Below are 18583 nucleotides of genomic sequence, written 5' to 3'. Positions count from 1 at the left end.
TGGCTGTAATCTGCCCGTTCAGGCAAGTGCGGATTGTTTCTATCTTCTAATCCGGAACTTGCGGGGGGCTTTAAGGTCAAAGACTCAATGACCCGTCATGGAAAAGGATGTAACAGACAGGTGGATATTACAGAACCGGCAAGCCCTCGTTTGGGAGATAAGCGCCCTTTAGAGGAAGATACTTCCCCAAGTCCCGCGAAAACCATTAAATTCAATCTTAAACCGGTGACAAAAATTCCGGGAACCTCTGCTGCTTCGGTATTCAGTCAGCAACCTTCGGGATTTTCTGCAGCGAAGAAGTCCGTTTTAAGCAAGAAAAAAGCCCAGCCTCTACCAAGACTGCCAATTCCCGAACCTATGGATTTCAGTACTCCAGAAAAAGCTCCCTTGGCTCCAGTTGTTGCAGTGCCTTCTCAGTCTGTCAGTAAAGTAGTGACTGCAGATTTACTTGAGCAGCTGAAGAAACTGTCACCCGAAAGAGAGCGGGATACTATTAAACAACTGCTGGCTCCTTATTATCAGAATGATGTCGCTACCGTTCGTTTCTCTACCTTCAATGATCTGGCCCGGTTTACTCACAGAGTATCAAAACTGCTGGATTACAAAGATAGTGAGGGTATGGCGAAGGTGTTCCTGCAACTCTGTGCGGAACGGTTTCGGAAGTCGCGGAAAGCCAACCATACTCCAGATCACCTTGCATTGTTTGCTAACTCTCTGGCGAAACTGAAAGACAACGATGTTATCCAGCACGCTCTGATTGAGCTATCAGAAGAAATTCTGGAACGGGATCTTGAAGCCTGCCCCGGAGGCCGGTATCGGTGGGGAGCCATCGATTTTTCCCGAGTGTGTAATGGGCTGGGTAAAGTCATGCCCGTCGAATTGGTGGCTGAGGCTTTGGAGAAGATAGCCCTAGAAGTACAAAGGCGAGGAAAAAAGCACCAGCTGACGTATAAGAATGGCTGGGAAATCTGGGATTTTACCCAGATTGTCTGTGCTCTGGGAAAAGTGGATCGAATGAAAGCCAGGGATACATCAGATGAGTCGGGCAAAACAGCCTGGAAGGTGGCAGAGGCAATGGATGCCATGGCATGTGAATTGTTAGATCGTTATAGAAATAAACAGTGGCCAGGCAAGGAAAAGGTCAACATCAGGGACTTGCAGATGCTGGCAGGAGGTTTTGCCCATCCAGATCTCAGAACCTGGTCGCATTATGCTGATGAGACTTTGCTTATGTTGGCGAAACAGTTGTCGGAACAGGATTTCAGTTCTGAGATGGCAACAACTAAAAGGCTCTGTGAGCTGGCTGTCTCTTTATCTCACTGTAATTACCGCTCAGCAGAGCAGCAGGTGGTACGAATAGCTCGTGAATACCTGGACAGGTTGCCTTCCATGGAAAAGCAGAAGTTACCACAAACGGTTTCTGTTTTAAGTAGTTTGTGTCGCTTATCTCTGGATAAAGAGCAAGTGGAGTTAGGTGGTCAGATACTGGATCAGGCGATAAAAGAAGAAAAGCAGCTGGCAGAATCCGCCCTGACCAGGGATCAGATTTACTGGCACCTGACATTATTGCACTTTGCCCGATTCGAAATGGCTCGGTCTTCAACCGATGTTTCAAAATTGTCCAGAAAAGCCCGTCAGGAGAGAGATAATGACCCCCAGAGAGGCCAGTTGATGCAATGGCAGCTGAACATGATCAGACGATACTGGCGCGACACCGATATGGAGCCGGAAGTGAAAGCGGAGCGAACAGTAAGTACAACCTCTTCAAATATCCAGAGGGAAGTTTACTCTGTATTGAAGAGTCGTCTTCCAGGTCACTGCCGAATCAGGCAGGAAGCTGAGATAGATAGCTTTCCCGTCGATATCCTGCTGCCGGATGAGAAAGTTGTGGTTGAAGTGGATGGCCGTCAACACTTTATCTGGCCAGATCAGGATAGAGCTCGTGACCCGGCCCAACCAGCCAGTAAGCCCGTTGTCCGAGCCAAGTACAGGTTTGTGAATGCAATGATCGAATCCCTGGGTTATACGGTATTTCGCGTTAATATCAATGAAGCAAAGTCTGAGGCAGTCAGAAATGAACTGTCGAGAAAAATCAGAAGCCGTATAGGTCATCACAAAAAATAATCCTGGTAGGTATAAACCGAATATTGTGCTGTCATTCTCTGTCTTATATTGGCACAATGTCGCCTAAATAAAATAGGCGGCAGGACGTTGCCATTGAGCACAGGGACAAAGCTCTAATGCCATTTCAGAATGGTCGTCAGAATCTCGGGGCGGTAGCGTGCCGAGAAACCTCGTTTTACTCAGTTCTCCCCCTTAACGAACACCCTTTTCCCAAAAATAAGAACCTGTTTTAAGGCCGAACTCCATGCATTTTATTATTCTATTTGGTCCTCCTGCTGTTGGAAAAATGACCATTGGCAAAGAAATAGAAAAACTGGCTGGCCTGAAGCTCTTCCACAATCACATGGCTATAGAGCCTGTGCTGAACTTTTTTGAGTTTGGTTCTCCATCCTTTAAAAGGCTGGTGGATGGATTTCGAACCAGAGTGTTTGAAGAGGTCAGTCAGAGCGATTTGCCGGGGCTGGTTTTCACCTATGTCTGGGACCTGGACAGTGATGAAGACCGTGCTTTTGTTGAGAGAGCCTGTAAACAGTTTGAAGCTGCCGGTGCCAAAGTGGCACTGGTTGAATTGTATTGTAAGTTGGATCAGCGTTTGGAGAGAAATCGCAGTCCTCAAAGGCTGGAGGCCAAGCCGTCAAAACGGAATGTTGAACAGTCTGAGGCCAACCTGTTGAGGCTGGAAAGTAACCATCGGCTCAATACCGAAGGAACTTTTGCAGCGGATTGCAGCTATTTCAGGCTGGATACCACAGAGCTGTTGGCTGAGGACTCTGCGAGTCGGATTGTTGATGAGCTAAAAATTCCAGTTGAGACTGTCTGAGCAGGTCGCTAAAAAGGGAAGCTCTTCAATATTCAAAGAGGGGATAGCATTGGAAGGTTATTGCAGTTGTGGAAATATCAGTGTTTTCTGGCATGTTTCTGAATGTAGCCTTAGACCAAGGGCCTGTCAGTGTAGTTACTGTCTGGAGAAAGGTGCTGCATACATTAGTCAGCCTCAAAGCCAGTTTGATCTATACATAAAAAATGCTTCTACATACAGAACATTGAGTCATGGCTCCAATCTTGCTGATTTCCATGAGTGTACAAACTGTGATGAGGTGGTTGCGGTCACGGCTGAGATCAATGGCTCTCTCTATGGTGTAATAAACGCGAAGCAGCTTTCCACTAAAGACAGTCTTGAAGAGCCTGTAATAAGTCATTTCAGTGATCAAACTCCAGCTCAAAAGATAGATCGTTGGCGACAAAACTGGTGTCATCCTGTGTTTATAAACTTCAGATGAGAGAGGTGCTGAATGTCAGGAAAAGAAAAAATGTATATAGGCAGTTGCTTGTGTGGTTCTATCCAAATCGAGCTTCATGGTTCCATCAGTGACATTATCCACTGTCATTGTTCACTTTGCCGTAAGTCCAGCGGGACAGCTTATGTTACCAATGGGTTTGTTGAGGCCAAAGACCTGAGAGTGGTTGATACGGAAAAACAGCTGACCTTTTATGAGAGGGTGGAGGGCAAGAAAAGGCATTTCTGCAGGAAGTGTGGATCACCTGTCTATAGCTCAAACGCTTCTGATCCCGACAGGTATAGAATCCGACTTGGAATACTGGATTCTGAGATCACGGAGCGCCCGATATCTCATAACTTCGTTACCTCAAAAGCCGATTGGGAAGATCTGGATGCTGACTTGCCCAGATATGATCGCTACGAGCCATCTCGAGGGAAATCCTAAGTTTTTGATGAGTCTCTTTTCATCCTGATAAATCATTTTTGAGGTTTCTATGAATCTGAATCAGGTCACTTTACCTGTAAAAAATATCAAAGAAGCCACTGAGTTTTATCTATTGCTTGGCTTTATCCAGATTGTCGACTCACCCCATTATGTTCGCTTCAGTTGCCCTGAAGGAAACTCAACCTTTTCACTGGTATTGGAAGAGAGTGATTTTTCCAATGGAGCTGTTATCTACTTCGAGCATGAGCAGCTGGATGAGTGGGTAGAGAAAATAAAGGAGCGCGGCATTATGGTTGATCAGGAACCTATTGATCAGGGCTACCTTTGGAGAGAGTGTATTCTGCACGATCCGTCGGGCAATAAAATCAAATTATACTGGGCCGGTGAAAACCGGCTTAATCCTCCCTGGCGAGTTCAAAAAAGCTTGTGACAGGTAAATCTAGATTCTTGCCATCACTTGTCATGTTATGTGCTATTCTGTATGTACAATTGTACATACTGGCGTCGTTATGCAGTTTGAGTGGGATGATGCAAAGAATCTGGCTAATATTCGAAAACATGGCATTGCCTTCGAAGACGCAATCGACATATTTAATCACCCAATGCTTTGCAGGATTGATGACCGGGTTGATTACGGAGAAGAGCGATGGACTGCCATAGGGCAGATACACTATCTCGTTGGAGTTGTTGTCTATGCAGAGAGAGTAGACGATACTTTGCGTATCATCTCAGCACGAAAAGCTACTAAAAGGGAGGTGAGCAGATATGAAGAAAACATCCGGTACTGATTGGCAACGTCTGGAAGCTATGAGTGACGATGAAATCGATACTTCAGATGTACCAGAGTTAGACGATGAGTTTTTTAACGAGGCTGAATTGCATATACCTGTTAAAAAGCCCATTACAATAAGGCTTGATTCTGATGTTTTGGAATGGTTTAAAAGCCAGGGGCAGGGCTACCAGACACGTATTAATAATTTGCTAAGAAAATATATGGAAACGCATCAGTCTCGATAGGCTATTTTCTTCTGGGAGGTTGGAATAGATTTCAATTCTCCCTTCAGTATTATAAAAACATGGCTACCTCTTGGTCAGGGCAATTGCATCAATCTGAACACTCGAAGATAAATTTCTTGTAAACTCTCTATCCAGTTTATTCGAGTCTCCTAGAGTAGTTCATCCGCATGGAAGCCAAGCAGTACCAGCCACTAGCTGATTTTTTAGCCAAAGTTCCTGATCCTCGCTGCCCCGGCATGTGTGATCACAACCTGCTCGATATACTTATCATTGCTGTATGCGCAGTCATATGTGGAGCGGACGAGTGGCAAGACATGGAGGATTTTGGCCACTGCAAGGAGGACTGGTTCAGAACTTTCCTGGAGCTACCCGCTGGCATACCATCTAAATATACGTTCCGTAGAGTCTTTTGTTTACTTGATCCGGTGGCTTTCGAAGCCTGTTTTACGGACTGGATCAGACAGACATTGACTGAAATTGCAGGCAGTCACCACCTTGCTATTGATGGAAAGGCAATGAGGGGTTCCAAAGCTCAGGGTAAGAAACCGGTACTTCTGGTCAGTGCCTGGAGCGTTGAGCTGGGATTGGKGCTTGGACAAGAGCGCGTCGATCAAAAATCCAATGAAGTCACTGCCATTCCAAAACTGCTCAACGCTCTTGAACTTAAAGGCTGCCTCGTCACACTGGATGCTATGGGCTGCCAGAAAAAAGTGGCGAAACAGTGTATTGAGCAAGGTGCAGACTATGTTCTAGCAGTGAAAGGCAACCAGAAAAAGCTGCATAAAGGTATAGAGGCGTTGTTTGTCATGGCGGAGCATCAGTCTGAGCTGCATGATTATGTTGAAACCCATGAGAAAGGKCATGGKCGTGTAGAAACCCGCTGTTGCTGGGTGATAAGCGACCTCTCTGGCCTGGAAGTAGCTGCGGAGTGGCCAGGGCTAAAACAGGTGGCCATCGTACAAAATGACCGGCAGATTAATGGTAAAGTAACGACTGCACTGCGTTTCTACATTATGAGTCGAACCATGTCCGCTGAGGAAATGCTAACGATCAGTCGCAATCATTGGGCGGTGGAGAATAATCTGCACTGGATTTTGGACGTTGCATTTTCAGAGGACGCATGTCAGATAAGCACAGGAAATGGGGCTGAAAATTTCTCCATTCTGAGACGGCTTGCGCTGAACGCTATCAAAGCCAATAAGGGAAGTCGCAGTATCAAGAGTCACCGGAAGCTAGCAGGGTGGGACCATAAGCACCTGAAAAAGCTGCTTTGCTCAGTCGTTCTGAATTGATGCAATTGCCCTGGATATTACCCTGAATTAAAAAGTATAACGGGTTCTGTCACCAGTGCGCTTCTATTGAGTCAGCTAGATTACTGGTGGGATTTGAAAAAGGGACGGATGCTTTATAAAACCGATGCAGAACTGGCTAAAGAGCTTAATTTTGGGCCGAAAGAAATCAGAAATGCCAAGAAAAAACTAATAGATTCTGGACTGGTTAAAATAATTAAAAAAGGGATACCACAGAGGTCTCATTACACCCTGAAAGTGCGAGTAGATGATTTGCTTAAAACCACTGTCCAACCAGACAATCAACAAAGCCCAAAAAGGCAGCACAATGAGACGGATAAGGCCGCCAAATCTGTACCAAAGGGGCAAGCTAATTCATGTATTACTCAAGAGAGTACTCATAAGACTACACCAGAGATTACTACAACAAGTCCGCGATCAAAATTGTCTTTTGATAGCAAACGACTGTTATTCATTTTTCTTGGTCGTTGGCAGGAGATTGTAAATGAAAATGACTGGTCATTATTTCTACGTTGGCACGACATAACCCCAGACCTCGATACCAGAATCATTGCAGCAATAAAGCGGTATGGAGGTGTTGACGAATTGATTAGTGAATTGTCAGAGCGTTGTGAAGAACTTGCTATGAGTGAACAGTGGAGGGTAGAAAACGAACAACCCGTCAATCTGCCATTTTTGCTGAATGCTGGGGCATAGATCGAAGAGTCGCTACGCTCCGGTTGACCAGGGATGAGGCTCCGCCTCTGGTCGCTGCGCTCTGGTTAATCATGCTGCTACACAGCATTATGAAAAACAGTGGTAGAATCTATCTGGATTTCACTTTGCAGAGAAGCTCCCTCAATGGACCACAGCGCCCACAACAAGCTTGTTTCCTTTATCTGGTCAATTGCTGACGACTGTTTGAGAGATGTCTATGTCAGGGGCAAGTATCGGGACGTTATATTGCCAATGGTGGTATTGCGTCGTCTGGACAGTCTGCTGGAGCCGACCAAGGAACAGGTGCTGGAAGAAGTGTCGTTCCAGAAAAATGAGCTTGGGTTGACTGAGCAGGATGATGCTGGACTTAAAGACGCTTCCGGCTATGTGTTCTACAACACCAGCAAGTGGACACTTTCTCAAATCTGTCAGACAGCCACCAATAACCAGCAAATCCTGCTGGCCAACATGGAAGACTACCTGCTCGGCTTCAGCGCCAACGTGAAGGAAATTATCCGTCGCTTTAACCTGGAATCCCAGATGGAGCATATGGCACGTAAAGACGTGCTGCTGGACGTACTGGAAAAGTTCACATCGCCCCTGATCAACCTGACCCCTAACGAAGCTGAAGACCCTGACGGTAACAAACTGCCCGCCCTGAGCAACCTTGGCATGGGTTACGTGTTTGAAGAACTGATTCGTAAATTCAACGAAGAAAATAACGAAGAAGCCGGGGAACACTTTACGCCCCGTGAAGTGATTGAACTGATGACTCACCTGGTGTTCGATCCGGTCAAGGATGAACTGCCATTGACCCTGAGTGTTTACGACCCTGCCTGTGGTAGTGGCGGTATGCTCACCGAATCCCAGAACTTTATTGAAGAAAAATACCCTGCTGAAGATGGCAGCCGGGATATTCATCTATACGGCAAAGAGATCAACGACGAGACTTATGCCATCTGTAAGTCCGATATGATGATCAAGGGCAACAACCCTGAAAACATCAAAGTGGGTTCCACCCTGGCGACGGATGAATTTTCCAAAGAACGTTTTGACTTCATGCTGTCCAATCCCCCTTACGGCAAAAGCTGGAGCAGTGACCAGAAATACATCAAAGACGGCTCCGACGTTATCGACAGCCGTTTCCGTATCAGCCTGAAAGATTACTGGGGTAACAGCGACCTTTATGACGCTGCGCCACGCTCCAGCGATGGTCAGTTACTGTTCCTGATGGAAATGGTCAGCAAGATGAAGTCATTTGAAACAGGAACACAGGGTTCCCGTATTGCTTCCGTTCATAACGGCTCCAGCCTGTTTACCGGCGACGCTGGCAGCGGTGAAAGTAATATCCGCCGTCATATCATTGAGAACGATAGGCTGGAAGCCATTGTTCAGTTGCCAAACAACTTGTTCTACAACACAGGTATCACCACCTATATCTGGCTACTGTCCAATAACAAGGCTGAACAGCGCAAAGGCAAAGTACAACTGATTGATGCCAGCCAGCTTTACCGGAAGCTGCGTAAGAATCTGGGCGACAAGAACTGCCAATTTTCGCCGGAGCATGTAGCAGAAATCACGGCTAACTATCTTGAGCTAGCTGCTGTTGACCGTGACGGTGATGAAGGCATCGCTTCACAGGTCTTCGATAACAGTGACTTTGGTTACTACAAGGTCAATATCGAGCGTCCTGACCGTCGTAAAGCGCAATTCACCACTGAGCGTATTGAACCCCTGCGTTTCGATAAATCCCTCCGTGAGCCTATGGAATGGATTTACAGTGAATGGGGTGAACAGGTGTATGAAGAAGGCACGCTCAAAGAGCATGAAAAAGCTATTTTCGACTGGTGCGAAGATAACGAACTGAACCTGAACGCCAAGAACCGCAAAAAACTGTTAAGCATGGATACCTGGCAGAAAGGCCGGAATCTAGTGCAGGTGGCGACGGCATTAATGGAGGCCATTGACAACGACATTTCCAGCGACTACGACCAGTTCAAGGCACTGGTCGACAAGACGCTGAAAGACGGCAAACTCAAGCTTGCTGCCAGCGATAAAAACGCCATTCTGAATGCTATGAGCTGGTACGACGAAACCGCCGAGAAAGTGGTTCGTAAAACCCTGAAGCTGAAAGGCGATAAGCTGGATGCGCTGTTGCATCATCTGAGTTGTACAGAAGATCAGTTAGCCGACTTTGGTTTCTATTCCACCGATAAGGCTGGTGAATTTATCACCTACGAGCCGTCGTCTGACTTGCGGGACAGTGAAACCGTACCCCTGAAAGACGAGATTCATGGCTACTTCCTGCAAGAAGTAAAACCCCATGTAGACGAAGCTTGGATCAATCTGGACTCCACCAAGATTGGTTATGAGATCAGCTTTAACAAATACTTCTACCGCCATCAGCCACTGCGCTCACTGAAAGACGTGGCGAACGATATAGTGGCACTGGAGCAGCAGGCAGAAGGCTTGATTGCCGAGGTGCTGGGTTTGGAAGTAGCTGAAGTTACCGGGGTGAAAGCATGACTGAGTTAGCGGCTATGCCTCGGTATGAGGCTTATAAGGATTCTGGGGTTGAAGGGGCAGGAATCATTCCTGCCAATTGGGCGTTCAACCGTATCAAAAATGAAATTGTACTGCTGACGGGTTATCCATTTAAAAGTGAAAAATATACTAGCGAAGGCATTAAACTTGCCCGTGGAATCAATGTAAAACAAGGTGTTTTAGATTGGAAAGATACGCAATATTGGCCAGAAATAACTTCTGAATTAAAGCAATACCTTTTAAAAGCTGGAGACATTCTTATAGGAATGGACGGCTCTAAGGTAGGTAAAAACTTCTGTTGGGTAGCTAATGAGGAGCTTCCAATATTGTTGCTCCAGCGAGTTGCTCGATTGAGGACTAAAGAAAAGCTAGATAGTCGCTTTTTGTATTGGAATCTTGCATGCAATAGGTTTTTGAATTGGGTAAATCAAAGCAAAACCGATCCGATGGTACCCCATATAGCACCTAAAGATATTCAGGATTATCAAATTACCTTCCCAAGTGTTAACGAGCAAAAAGCCATAGCCGCCTATCTGGACACCAAAACCACCCAGATCGACCAGGCCATTACCATCAAGGAACAGCAGATCGAGCTGCTGAAAGAGCGCAGGCAAATCCTGATTCAGAATGCTGTCACCCATGGCCTTGATCCGCAAGTGCCCATGCGTGACTCCGGTGTGGAGTGGATTGGGGAGATTCCGGCGCATTGGGAGGTGGTTGCAAACCGAAGCTTATTCAAAGAAAGAGTTGAGCCTGGGCGTGAAGGGTTGCCTTTGCTGATGGTTTCCATCCACTCTGGTGTATCTGACGACGAAGTGTCTGATGAAGAGAATATCAGAGGCCGTGTCAAAATAGAGGATAAGACCAAATACAACCTTGTTAAGCCCGGTGACATTGTATTCAACATGATGAGAGCCTGGCAGGGTGCAATTGGTGCAGTTCGGGTAGATGGTATGGTAAGTCCCGCCTACATCATAGCAACGCCTATCGGTGCGATTAACTCTAAGTTTTATGAATACCAATACCGAAGCCCGATTTTCATCCAACAAATGGACCGGTTTTCCAAGGGAATAACCGATTTCAGAAAGCGGCTTTACTGGGATGAATACAAGCAGTTGTTGACCATCTTGCCTCCGGAAGATGAGCAGAAAGCAATAGTTGCTCATATCGAGGTTGAGTCCGATAAAATCGACAAAGCCATCACCCTGCAACAACAGCAAATCGAAAAGCTGAAAGAATACCGAGCCACGCTGATCAACAGTGCTGTGACCGGAAAGATCAAGGTAACACCACTAACGTAACAACTGCCTATCCTGAATCGTGCCTGGCACGATTCAGGTAGCTTGTACCTGCCAGAAAAACCACCTACTATTCTGTGGCACAGTCTGATGCTCAAGAAGAAGTGAAAAACAGGATGTTGAAACGACTTTTAGCCACACGCAAGCACCCTTGGATACCCGGGTGCGATGAACGGGAAGCCTATGAAATAGACTTCTCGGGTAGCCTTCTCAAAGTCGAGCTGCCTCCTCATCATGATTATGAGGGGTTTCCGGCTGAGCCGGTCAAAACGAAGATTAATCTATACGACGACCGAAGTTTTACCAGCATAGAGCAACTGGGTGATATCCAATACAAGGAGCTTTATGAACAGGAAGGGCTAGAGACCCAGGGAGTGACCAAACGCAGCTGGGAGTTATATGGCCCTGTCTGGCGGGAGCAACCAGTAGGTACTGTAGATTTTTCTATGGTGGTTTGCCGTTCTGATGCTCTGCCTGAGTCCATGAGCTGCTTTAACCCCAACCATTTCGAACAATTGCTGATTCGTGATCTTTACTTTGATTATCCTATGAGGCCAACAAAAGGCTACTTCAGTGCACCCGTTAACTGGCGTGTCAAAGAGGTAAATGGCAGCACTTGGGTCTATCAGGAGGTGCATATGGATTTTTCCCAGTACAAAAAAAAGAGTATCGAACTCCTAGACAGCCAGCCTGCCAGCTTTGACAGTCATCTGTTTATTCCCCTGGATCAACGCTATTTTCTCAGGGTAAATTTCTGGTATCTGGGTTATGCCCCGGTTGCGTCCAGTCTTCAGCATATGAATGAATTGCGGGACTCGGTGATCAATAGCATCCAGCTTTCACTCAGCCCTTCTGCCCAGGCGGCATTAAACGATGCAAAGAAGCGTTGGCCCGATGCCAGTGCCAGTCAATCCCGTTCCCCTGAACTCTGGGTTTACCCCCAGTGGCGACAGGGTGAATATGAAGTTGAGCCTGATACAGTGATTACCAGGCCGGGTGACCAGCCACCGGAATTGATTCCCTAGTTGGCACACTCATCGTCAATAGGGCCATAAGAGAATAAAACGACAAGGGATTTGTTATGACCAGCATCAGCCAGCTGAATCGAACATGGCACTTAATTATCCGGAAAGGTGAAAGTGCCAACGTTAATCGCAATGTCTATGTGCTCAAGCAGCATTACCCATTATGGGTAGAGCTGAAACGGACTCATACCGGCAATTATTACAAGACAATTATTGTTCGCACTGCCTATCAACTCTGCTCAATGGCAGGAGCACGTAATGGCGAGAGTAAATCACTTGATCTCGAAGGTGGCAGTCTGCACTACACCATTGACTCCAACGGTGATGTCGGCATCTACCTGTTGGAGATTGATGCCAGTATTGCACCTTCGGGTAATCAGAATGCTGGAGTCTACCGGGTTGATTATGACCAAAAACATGAAAAGTGGAAAACGAATAATGAGTTCAGACAGCACCTGGAGCTGGATCACACCTGGAACAATAATCACTATGCGGCGGTAGGCGGCCAGTTTGAAACCAAAGAAGCTGCTGGAAGAAAGTTGATTGAGCATATCCGCAATGCTTACCGGTTGATTGAGCGGGACATAAACAAACACAATAATCATTACTCGCTCTTCTGGCAGAAAGATCAGCATTCATCGGACAAGCACGCCAGTATTATGCTGGCGCTTCTGCAACAGGCTATGGCTAAAGATGCACGGGTAAACTGGCTGGTGCATGGAGAGGGGGCTGGTACTTTTGTAAACGCCATGAAAAAGCTGTCGGCCAACCCTCAATACCAGAGCATGATGGCCCATGAAGAAAGTCAGCAGTACCAGAATGTGTATTTTTCCAATCCCAGGGGAAAAGGCACTCGTAAAGAGCAGCTGGAGTCATTGTGCAAAAAAGTGGGGTTCAATCTGATGGGCATCAATCACAGCCCTTATGATTTGAAAAACCCTGATAATCAGCGAGCAGCCTTGAAAGAGGCTGGGCTGATAGCCGCCAAGGGGATCGTGAGTGGTGGTTTTGTGGCAGGTCTGATCAGTCAAACTTCGCTTGAGAAAAGCTTTCATTCGGTTCTGGGAGCAGGTGATCCAACAACTGCCGTCGCTTTTGGGGCAGCAGGTTTGGTGATTGCCAATGATGTTCGGAGTAAATTGGGTGGCTATGGTCGTAATCTTTGGAAAGGGGTGGGTAGCACCTTAGGTTCAGGGAATCAAAGCTGGGCATAAGGCCAGGGTCATGCGGCATCCGGCTGATAAGGGGTGACATCCAGCTCACCCTGCTTCAGGTGCCAGAGGTCGTGGTCATTTTGCATAGCCAGCCAGGTACTGGCAGAGGGGTTACGAAACACTTTTTCCAACCGAAGAGCCATGTCTGCAGTAATAACGCCACGACCATTGACAATTTTAGACAGGGTTTTACGGCTGACCTTCAGGTGACTGGCGGCTTCAGTAATGCTAAGCCCTAGAGGCTTGAGTATGTCTTCCCCGAGTATTTCGCCAGGGTGTGGTGGGTTATACATTTCCATCAGTGGTAGTCCTCGTAGTTCACGATTTCAACATTTTCATCGTTAAAGCGGAAAGTCACACGCCAGTTGCCACTGACGGTAACAGACCAGATACCTTTGCGTTCTCCTTTCAGGGGATGAAGGCGATAACTGGGCACATCCATTTCTGAAGGTGATTTGACTCTGCTCAGGGTGAACAAAATACGCTGCAATTTTTTGGCATGTTGCGCCTGAATTCCAGAGGTTTTACCTGTACGATAGAACCGTTCCAGCCCCTTGTGCAGAAAGCTTAAAATCATAGTAAAAGTGTAACCCCAAAGGTTCCATTGTCAATTGAGTAATCATCATGGTCAGCCAGACGAACGAACAGGCACTTGAAGCCGCTATCGAAAAACAACTTACCGGCACCTGTCTTGAAGATCAGAACAGGATAGCCGATGGCGACTTGCCCTTTAGTCAGCATCATGGTTACACATTGGGTTATCCACAGGACTTTAACGCACGGTACGCACTGGATAACAAACAGTTCTGGACATTTCTGGAAGCCACTCAGAAAGACGAACTGGAAAAGCTCCAGAAGACGGGTGCAGACTGGCAGCGCAAGGTGCTGGAACGCTACGACAGGCTGGTGAAAAAGTATGGTCTGTTGTACCTGTTGAAAAAAGGTTTAAGTGTGGATAACGCCCATTTGACCCTGATGTACCCTGCACCACTGGCCAGCAGTTCTGAAAAGGTTAAAGAACGGTTTGCGGCGAATGTGTTCAGCAGTACACGGCAGATTCGTTATTCGCTGGCGAACACCCTGCAAGAAATCGACATGGTGTTGTTTATCAATGGTCTGCCATTCGCCACGCTAGAACTGAAAAACCCGTGGACCGGGCAGACAGCCCGTTATCATGGTCAGAAACAATACCGAAATGACCGGGACAACACTCAGCCATTATTGCAGTTTGGTCGCTGTCTGGTGCATATGGCGGTGGACACCGATGAAGTGTATATGACCACCAAACTGACGGGGAAAAGCACCTTTTTCCTGCCGTTTAACAAGGGGCATGATTTTGGTGCAGGCAACCCACCTAATCCGCAGGGGCATAAAACCGCTTACCTGTGGGAAGAAGTATTCAGCAAGCTGAGCATTGCCAATATCATCCAGCATTTCATACGGCTGGACGGTGCAAAGAAAGATGCCCTGAACAAACGTACCCTGTTCTTTCCCCGTTACCACCAGATGGACGTGGTTCGTAAGCTGGTGGCGGATGTCAGTGAAAAGGGTGTAGGGCAAACCTACCTGATTCAACATTCAGCGGGTTCTGGCAAATCCAACTCGATTACCTGGGCGGCTTACCAGCTTATTGAAACCTATCCGGTCAGTGCCGAGGTACCTGGGGCTAAAAGCCTTGAGAAGCCTCTGTTTGATTCAGTGATTGTGGTGACAGACCGTCGCCTGCTGGATAAACAGTTACGGGAGAATATCAAGGAATTTTCTGAAGTTAAAAACATTATTGCTCCAGCCTTTAAATCCTCTGAACTAAAAAGCGCACTGGAGCAAGGCAAGAAAATTATTATTACCACCATTCAGAAATTCCCGTTCATCATTGATGGTATCAGTGACCTGAGCGACAAACGCTTTGCGGTAATAATTGACGAGGCGCACAGTTCCCAGAGTGGTTCAGCCCATGACAATATGAACCGGGCGATGGGTAAGGCTGATGCTCCTCTTAATGAACAAAACAGTACTGACGAAATGGATGCTCAGGATAAAATCATCCATGCCATGCAGTCTCGTAAAATGCGTGGTAATGCGTCGTACTTTGCATTCACGGCAACTCCCAAGAATACTACGCTGGAAAAGTTTGGCTCGCAGCAGGGCGATGGCAGCTTTAAGCCTTTTCACCTGTACTCCATGAAGCAGGCAATTGAAGAAGGCTTCATTCTGGATGTATTAGCAAATTACACCACGTACAAGAGCTATTACGAGATTCAGAAGTCCATTGAAGACAACCCGCTGTTTAATACCACCAAGGCCCAGAAAAAGCTAAGAGCCTATGTTGAGCGGCATCAGCAAACCATCGACGTTAAGGCCGAAGTGATTCTTGACCATTTTATTCCCAAGGTGGTCAACAGCAAGAAGCTGAAAGGTAAAGCCAAGGGTATGGTGATTACCCAGAACATTGAAACGGCGATTCGTTACTATCAGGCCATTGGGCGATTGCTGACAGAACGTGGCAACCCGTTTAAAGCCGTAATTGCTTTCTCCGGTACCAAAGAAGTGGATGGCATTGAATATACCGAGCAGGATATTAATGGTTTCCCGGAGAATGATACCCGTGATTATTTTGACGAGGATGAATATCGCCTGTTAGTGGTTGCCAATAAATACCTGACAGGCTTTGACCAGCCGAAACTGGCGGCAATGTATGTAGACAAGAAATTACAGGGTGTTCTGGCAGTGCAGGCACTGTCACGGCTTAACCGTGCTGCACCGAAGCTGGCCAAGAAAACCGAAGACTTGTTTGTGCTGGATTTCTTTAACTCAGTAGACGACATCAAGAATGCTTTTGATGACTTCTACACTTCTACTACTTTGTCTGACGCTACAGATGTGAATGTGCTGCATGAGCTGAAGGACGTACTGGATGAAGCCGGGGTGTACGAATGGCATGAGGTAAACCAGTTCAATGAGCTTTACTGGGATGGTGCTGATGCACAGAAACTCAGTCCGATTATTGATGTGGCAGCAGAGCGTTTTAACACCGAGCTGGAACTGGAAGACGCTGATAAGGCCGACTTCAAGGTGAAGGCCAAGCAGTTCGTTAAAATCTACGGACAGATGGCGGCGATCATGCCCTATGAGGTCGTGGATTGGGAAAAACTTTTCTGGTTCCTGAAATTCCTCATTCCGAAGCTGATCATTAAAGACCCGGATTCAGACCAACTGGATGACCTGCTTAACTCTGTTGACCTGTCGTCCTATGGCTTGGAGCGAACCAAGTTGGGGCATACAATTGACCTTGATGACAGCGAAACGGAACTTGACCCGCAGAACCCTAACCCTCGTGCTGCTCATGGTGGCGAGGAGGAAACCGACCCGCTGGACGAAATTCTGCGTGTGTTCAACGAGCGTTATTTTCAGGGTTGGAGTGCAACGCCTGAAGAACAACGCATGAAGTTTCTGAACATTGCGGACCGCATTACTTCACACCCTGACTTCCAGAAAAAATATAAAGATAACCAGGATACCTATAACCGAGACCTGGCGTTCGACAAAATTTTTGAAGAAGTTATGTTGAAGAACCGTCGGACGGAAATGGAACTGTATAAGCTGCTGGCGACTGACCCAGCCTTTAAGGCGGCTATGCAACAGAGTTTGCGGCAAATGGTTGGTGATTAGAATACCTTTTTTATGTACTGTTTTCAGCTATTCTAACTTTTATAAGACGAGATGCGGGTCAATCAAAATAATATGAACCCAAGTGTCGATAGTGCTGATTAAATCATCAGAAACCCAAGATCCAAGGATGGACTCATGAGACAAATCTTGCTGATAATGACAGTCCTCGCCCTTTCAGGATGTATGACGACAAGTGATGTGATACCAACCGGCCCTGATACATACATGGTCACAACAGCCGCATGTCCAGCTTGTGGAGGCAGCTCAAAAGCCATGACAATGGCTTTAAAAAAAGCAGCTTCTTACTGCACGGGCTTAGGTAAAGTAATGCTACGAAAGGGATTCTCAAAGGAAAACCTCAATTTTGCTGGAGCTGGTGGTTCTACGCTGGAATTCCGCTGCTTAGAGTCCACTCACCCTGATTACCAAAGAGCCGATGGCCGAAGGGAGAGTAATATAATCATCGAACATCGGTGATATCTATTATTACCCTACACCTCACACCTTATGAGATGTTGTTAGTTTCACAGATGAAATCCCCGGTCTTATTCGAGGTAAAAGACCGGGTAAAATGAATTAGCCTACTGTTGACTCCAAAGCTGTATCAGCCCCCCGCTTTGCCTTCATATGCTTATCCAGAATGGCAATAGCACTGGCCTGCGACTCTGGTGAGAGATGGGCATATTTCAAGGTCATGTCAATGGTACTGTGACCTAAAAGTTCACGGACTTTATTCAACTCAATCCCTGCCATGACAGCATTACTGGCAAAGCTGTGACGAAGGTCGTGAAACCGGAAATGAGTGTCAGGCTCTTCTGGAAGATGCAAACCTGCTGACTTTCTGATTGTCGTCCATGCACTATCAATATTATCCAGACGTCCACCATTTACCGGACTGGGGAACACGTATCGAGATTCTGAAGCCAGTATTTGCTTCCGCCACATCCTCAACGTGTTACGAGCTTCTTCTGTCAGGTGAACATGTCTTGTCTGACCACTTTTACTGCCATCACCTTCAACAAACAGGGCATTGTTTGCCCAGTTAATATGAGTCCATTGCAAATTGAATAGCTCACCTTTACGAAGACCAGTATTCAGTGCCATTAATACGATGGGTTTCACATGATCAGCAAAGACTTGATCCAGCTCTGGCAAAGAGTCACGATGACGTTGAATTAGCCACTTATTGAACCGACTACGCTTTTCTCTCAGTCCCTGCTCATATTCATCAATAGCGACTCTGAGGCGGCATTCTTCATCTTGTGACAGATACCTTACCCTTTTGTTTTTATCGACCTTCAGGAGCTTCAAATCACGCAGCGGAGAGGCTTCCAGAATATGAAACTCTACGGCCTTGGACAAAACGCTCTTTAAGTTTCCAACTTCCCTGTTGAGGGTACTGCGAGCCAGACCACGCTCAAGTTCATCTGTACGCCATTCATTAACCCGACGAACAGTGATGTCACTCATTTGCAATAAAAACCAATGTCCAAAAACCTTCTTCAATCGCTTGAGGTCTTTCAAACCACCTTTTTTGTTCTTCAATGCCCAGGCTGTGTAGATGTTGGCAACGAAGCTTCCGAGTGTATTGTTTTTCTCCTGCTCGGCTTTTTTTCTCAGCGATTGTTTCTCACCCTGAATATCAACGCCTCTGGCAACCTCTCCGAGTTTGATTTTCGCCTGTTTGCGTGCTGAATCAGGAGACAGATGACCATGACGACCAAGCTTGTAATCCTGACAGCTTACCTTCTCGGGAAGGGTATAACGAACGTAATAAGTTTTAGCGCCTTTGGGACTGACCTGAAGATAGAAGCCTGACACCCTGGTATCCCAGATACGATACTTTTTTCCTGTGGTTTCCAGGTCATCAACAATGGAGTTTGTGAGCTTTTCTTTTGTTATTGTTTGCATGCTATTTCACCCTATAGGCAACTGTGGTCAGGTTTTTAGCCTCGTGGATGA

General features: G+C 46.7%; 17 protein-coding genes. 14 read left to right on the top strand and 3 right to left on the bottom strand.

Features of this window, described 5'->3' with window-relative positions:
- The first annotated feature begins 87 nt into the window (after positions 1 to 87).
- The 12 genes from WG89_RS06455 (at position 88) to WG89_RS06395 (ending at position 12952) form a co-directional block, all read left to right on the top strand.
- Positions 88 to 2124: a DUF559 domain-containing protein gene (locus WG89_RS06455; protein WP_153301460.1), complete on the top strand. Its 2037-nt coding sequence runs from the start codon at positions 88 to 90 to the stop codon at positions 2122 to 2124.
- A gap of 244 nt (positions 2125 to 2368) precedes the next feature.
- Positions 2369 to 2944: an AAA family ATPase gene (locus tag WG89_RS06450; protein ID WP_062263035.1), complete on the top strand. Its 576-nt coding sequence runs from the start codon at positions 2369 to 2371 to the stop codon at positions 2942 to 2944.
- A gap of 490 nt (positions 2945 to 3434) precedes the next feature.
- On the top strand, positions 3435 to 3848 hold the full coding sequence (locus tag WG89_RS06440) for a GFA family protein (RefSeq protein WP_062263030.1): 414 nt from the start codon (positions 3435 to 3437) through the stop codon (positions 3846 to 3848).
- 49 nt (positions 3849 to 3897) lie between these two features.
- On the top strand, positions 3898 to 4278 hold the full coding sequence (locus tag WG89_RS06435) for a VOC family protein (protein WP_062263027.1): 381 nt from the start codon (positions 3898 to 3900) through the stop codon (positions 4276 to 4278).
- 79 nt (positions 4279 to 4357) lie between these two features.
- The gene (locus tag WG89_RS06430) at positions 4358 to 4636 is read left to right on the top strand and encodes a BrnT family toxin (RefSeq protein WP_062263024.1); all 279 of its coding nucleotides are present in this window, start codon (positions 4358 to 4360) and stop codon (positions 4634 to 4636) included.
- The gene (locus WG89_RS06425; protein ID WP_062263021.1) at positions 4614 to 4865 is read left to right on the top strand and encodes a BrnA antitoxin family protein; all 252 of its coding nucleotides are present in this window, start codon (positions 4614 to 4616) and stop codon (positions 4863 to 4865) included. The genes WG89_RS06430 and WG89_RS06425 overlap by 23 nt, the downstream gene beginning before the upstream one ends.
- Before the next feature lie 167 nt (positions 4866 to 5032).
- Positions 5033 to 6157 carry an ISAs1 family transposase gene (locus WG89_RS06420; protein ID WP_062263018.1) on the top strand — a complete coding sequence of 375 codons (1125 nt, stop codon included), beginning with the start codon at positions 5033 to 5035 and terminating at the stop codon, positions 6155 to 6157.
- 66 nt (positions 6158 to 6223) lie between these two features.
- On the top strand, positions 6224 to 6871 hold the full coding sequence (locus WG89_RS06415; protein ID WP_153301459.1) for a hypothetical protein: 648 nt from the start codon (positions 6224 to 6226) through the stop codon (positions 6869 to 6871).
- 144 nt (positions 6872 to 7015) lie between these two features.
- A complete protein-coding gene (locus WG89_RS06410; protein ID WP_062263012.1) occupies positions 7016 to 9397 on the top strand; it encodes a type I restriction-modification system subunit M in 2382 nt (793 codons plus the stop codon).
- On the top strand, positions 9394 to 10716 hold the full coding sequence (locus WG89_RS06405) for a restriction endonuclease subunit S (protein ID WP_062263009.1): 1323 nt from the start codon (positions 9394 to 9396) through the stop codon (positions 10714 to 10716). Before WG89_RS06410 ends, WG89_RS06405 begins: the two co-directional genes overlap by 4 nt.
- Before the next feature lie 113 nt (positions 10717 to 10829).
- A complete protein-coding gene (locus WG89_RS06400) occupies positions 10830 to 11738 on the top strand; it encodes a hypothetical protein (protein ID WP_153301458.1) in 909 nt (302 codons plus the stop codon).
- Between the two features lie 56 nt (positions 11739 to 11794).
- A complete protein-coding gene (locus tag WG89_RS06395) occupies positions 11795 to 12952 on the top strand; it encodes a hypothetical protein (RefSeq protein ID WP_062263003.1) in 1158 nt (385 codons plus the stop codon).
- Positions 12953 to 12960: 8 nt separating this feature from the next.
- Here the strand turns inward: WG89_RS06395 and WG89_RS06390 are convergent, their stop codons facing one another.
- Both WG89_RS06390 and WG89_RS06385 read right to left on the bottom strand, forming a co-directional pair.
- Positions 12961 to 13251 (bottom strand): HigA family addiction module antitoxin, encoded by a 291-nt coding sequence (locus WG89_RS06390; protein ID WP_062263000.1) that lies wholly within the window; start codon positions 13249 to 13251, stop codon positions 12961 to 12963.
- Positions 13251 to 13529 carry a type II toxin-antitoxin system RelE/ParE family toxin gene (locus tag WG89_RS06385; RefSeq protein ID WP_062262997.1) on the bottom strand — a complete coding sequence of 93 codons (279 nt, stop codon included), beginning with the start codon at positions 13527 to 13529 and terminating at the stop codon, positions 13251 to 13253. The genes WG89_RS06390 and WG89_RS06385 overlap by 1 nt, the downstream gene beginning before the upstream one ends.
- 47 nt (positions 13530 to 13576) lie before the next feature.
- On the opposite strand from WG89_RS06385, the gene WG89_RS06380 reads away from it, so the two are divergent.
- The gene (locus WG89_RS06380; protein WP_062262994.1) at positions 13577 to 16621 is read left to right on the top strand and encodes a type I restriction endonuclease subunit R; all 3045 of its coding nucleotides are present in this window, start codon (positions 13577 to 13579) and stop codon (positions 16619 to 16621) included.
- 135 nt (positions 16622 to 16756) lie between these two features.
- Positions 16757 to 17098: a hypothetical protein gene (locus WG89_RS06375; protein WP_062262991.1), complete on the top strand. Its 342-nt coding sequence runs from the start codon at positions 16757 to 16759 to the stop codon at positions 17096 to 17098.
- A 99-nt stretch (positions 17099 to 17197) separates the two neighbouring features.
- On the opposite strand, the gene WG89_RS06370 is transcribed toward WG89_RS06375, so the two are convergent.
- Complete coding sequence (locus WG89_RS06370) at positions 17198 to 18532, bottom strand: site-specific integrase (RefSeq protein WP_062262988.1); 1335 nt, start codon at positions 18530 to 18532, stop codon at positions 17198 to 17200.
- Positions 18533 to 18583: the final 51 nt, after the last annotated feature.

This window comes from Endozoicomonas arenosclerae, from assembly GCF_001562015.1.
GTDB classification, from domain to species: Bacteria; Pseudomonadota; Gammaproteobacteria; order Pseudomonadales; family Endozoicomonadaceae; genus Endozoicomonas_A; species Endozoicomonas_A arenosclerae.
Note: the sequence above shows the minus strand (reverse complement) of the source record. Positions and strands in the feature narration are given on the sequence as shown.

Excerpts from the sequence above, each read along its gene's own strand:
- WG89_RS06455 (WP_153301460.1), top strand. The coding sequence starts at position 88 with ATGACCCGTCATGGAAAAGGATGTAACAGACAGGTGGATATTACAGAA.
- WG89_RS06450 (WP_062263035.1), top strand. The coding sequence starts at position 2,369 with ATGCATTTTATTATTCTATTTGGTCCTCCTGCTGTTGGAAAAATGACC.
- WG89_RS06440 (WP_062263030.1), top strand. The coding sequence starts at position 3,435 with ATGTATATAGGCAGTTGCTTGTGTGGTTCTATCCAAATCGAGCTTCAT.
- WG89_RS06435 (WP_062263027.1), top strand. The coding sequence starts at position 3,898 with ATGAATCTGAATCAGGTCACTTTACCTGTAAAAAATATCAAAGAAGCC.
- WG89_RS06430 (WP_062263024.1), top strand. The coding sequence starts at position 4,358 with ATGCAGTTTGAGTGGGATGATGCAAAGAATCTGGCTAATATTCGAAAA.
- WG89_RS06425 (WP_062263021.1), top strand. The coding sequence starts at position 4,614 with ATGAAGAAAACATCCGGTACTGATTGGCAACGTCTGGAAGCTATGAGT.
- WG89_RS06410 (WP_062263012.1), top strand. The coding sequence starts at position 7,016 with ATGGACCACAGCGCCCACAACAAGCTTGTTTCCTTTATCTGGTCAATT.
- WG89_RS06405 (WP_062263009.1), top strand. The coding sequence starts at position 9,394 with ATGACTGAGTTAGCGGCTATGCCTCGGTATGAGGCTTATAAGGATTCT.
- WG89_RS06400 (WP_153301458.1), top strand. The coding sequence starts at position 10,830 with ATGTTGAAACGACTTTTAGCCACACGCAAGCACCCTTGGATACCCGGG.
- WG89_RS06395 (WP_062263003.1), top strand. The coding sequence starts at position 11,795 with ATGACCAGCATCAGCCAGCTGAATCGAACATGGCACTTAATTATCCGG.
- WG89_RS06390 (WP_062263000.1), bottom strand. The coding sequence starts at position 13,251 with ATGGAAATGTATAACCCACCACACCCTGGCGAAATACTCGGGGAAGAC.
- WG89_RS06385 (WP_062262997.1), bottom strand. The coding sequence starts at position 13,529 with ATGATTTTAAGCTTTCTGCACAAGGGGCTGGAACGGTTCTATCGTACA.
- WG89_RS06380 (WP_062262994.1), top strand. The coding sequence starts at position 13,577 with ATGGTCAGCCAGACGAACGAACAGGCACTTGAAGCCGCTATCGAAAAA.
- WG89_RS06375 (WP_062262991.1), top strand. The coding sequence starts at position 16,757 with ATGAGACAAATCTTGCTGATAATGACAGTCCTCGCCCTTTCAGGATGT.
- WG89_RS06370 (WP_062262988.1), bottom strand. The coding sequence starts at position 18,532 with ATGCAAACAATAACAAAAGAAAAGCTCACAAACTCCATTGTTGATGAC.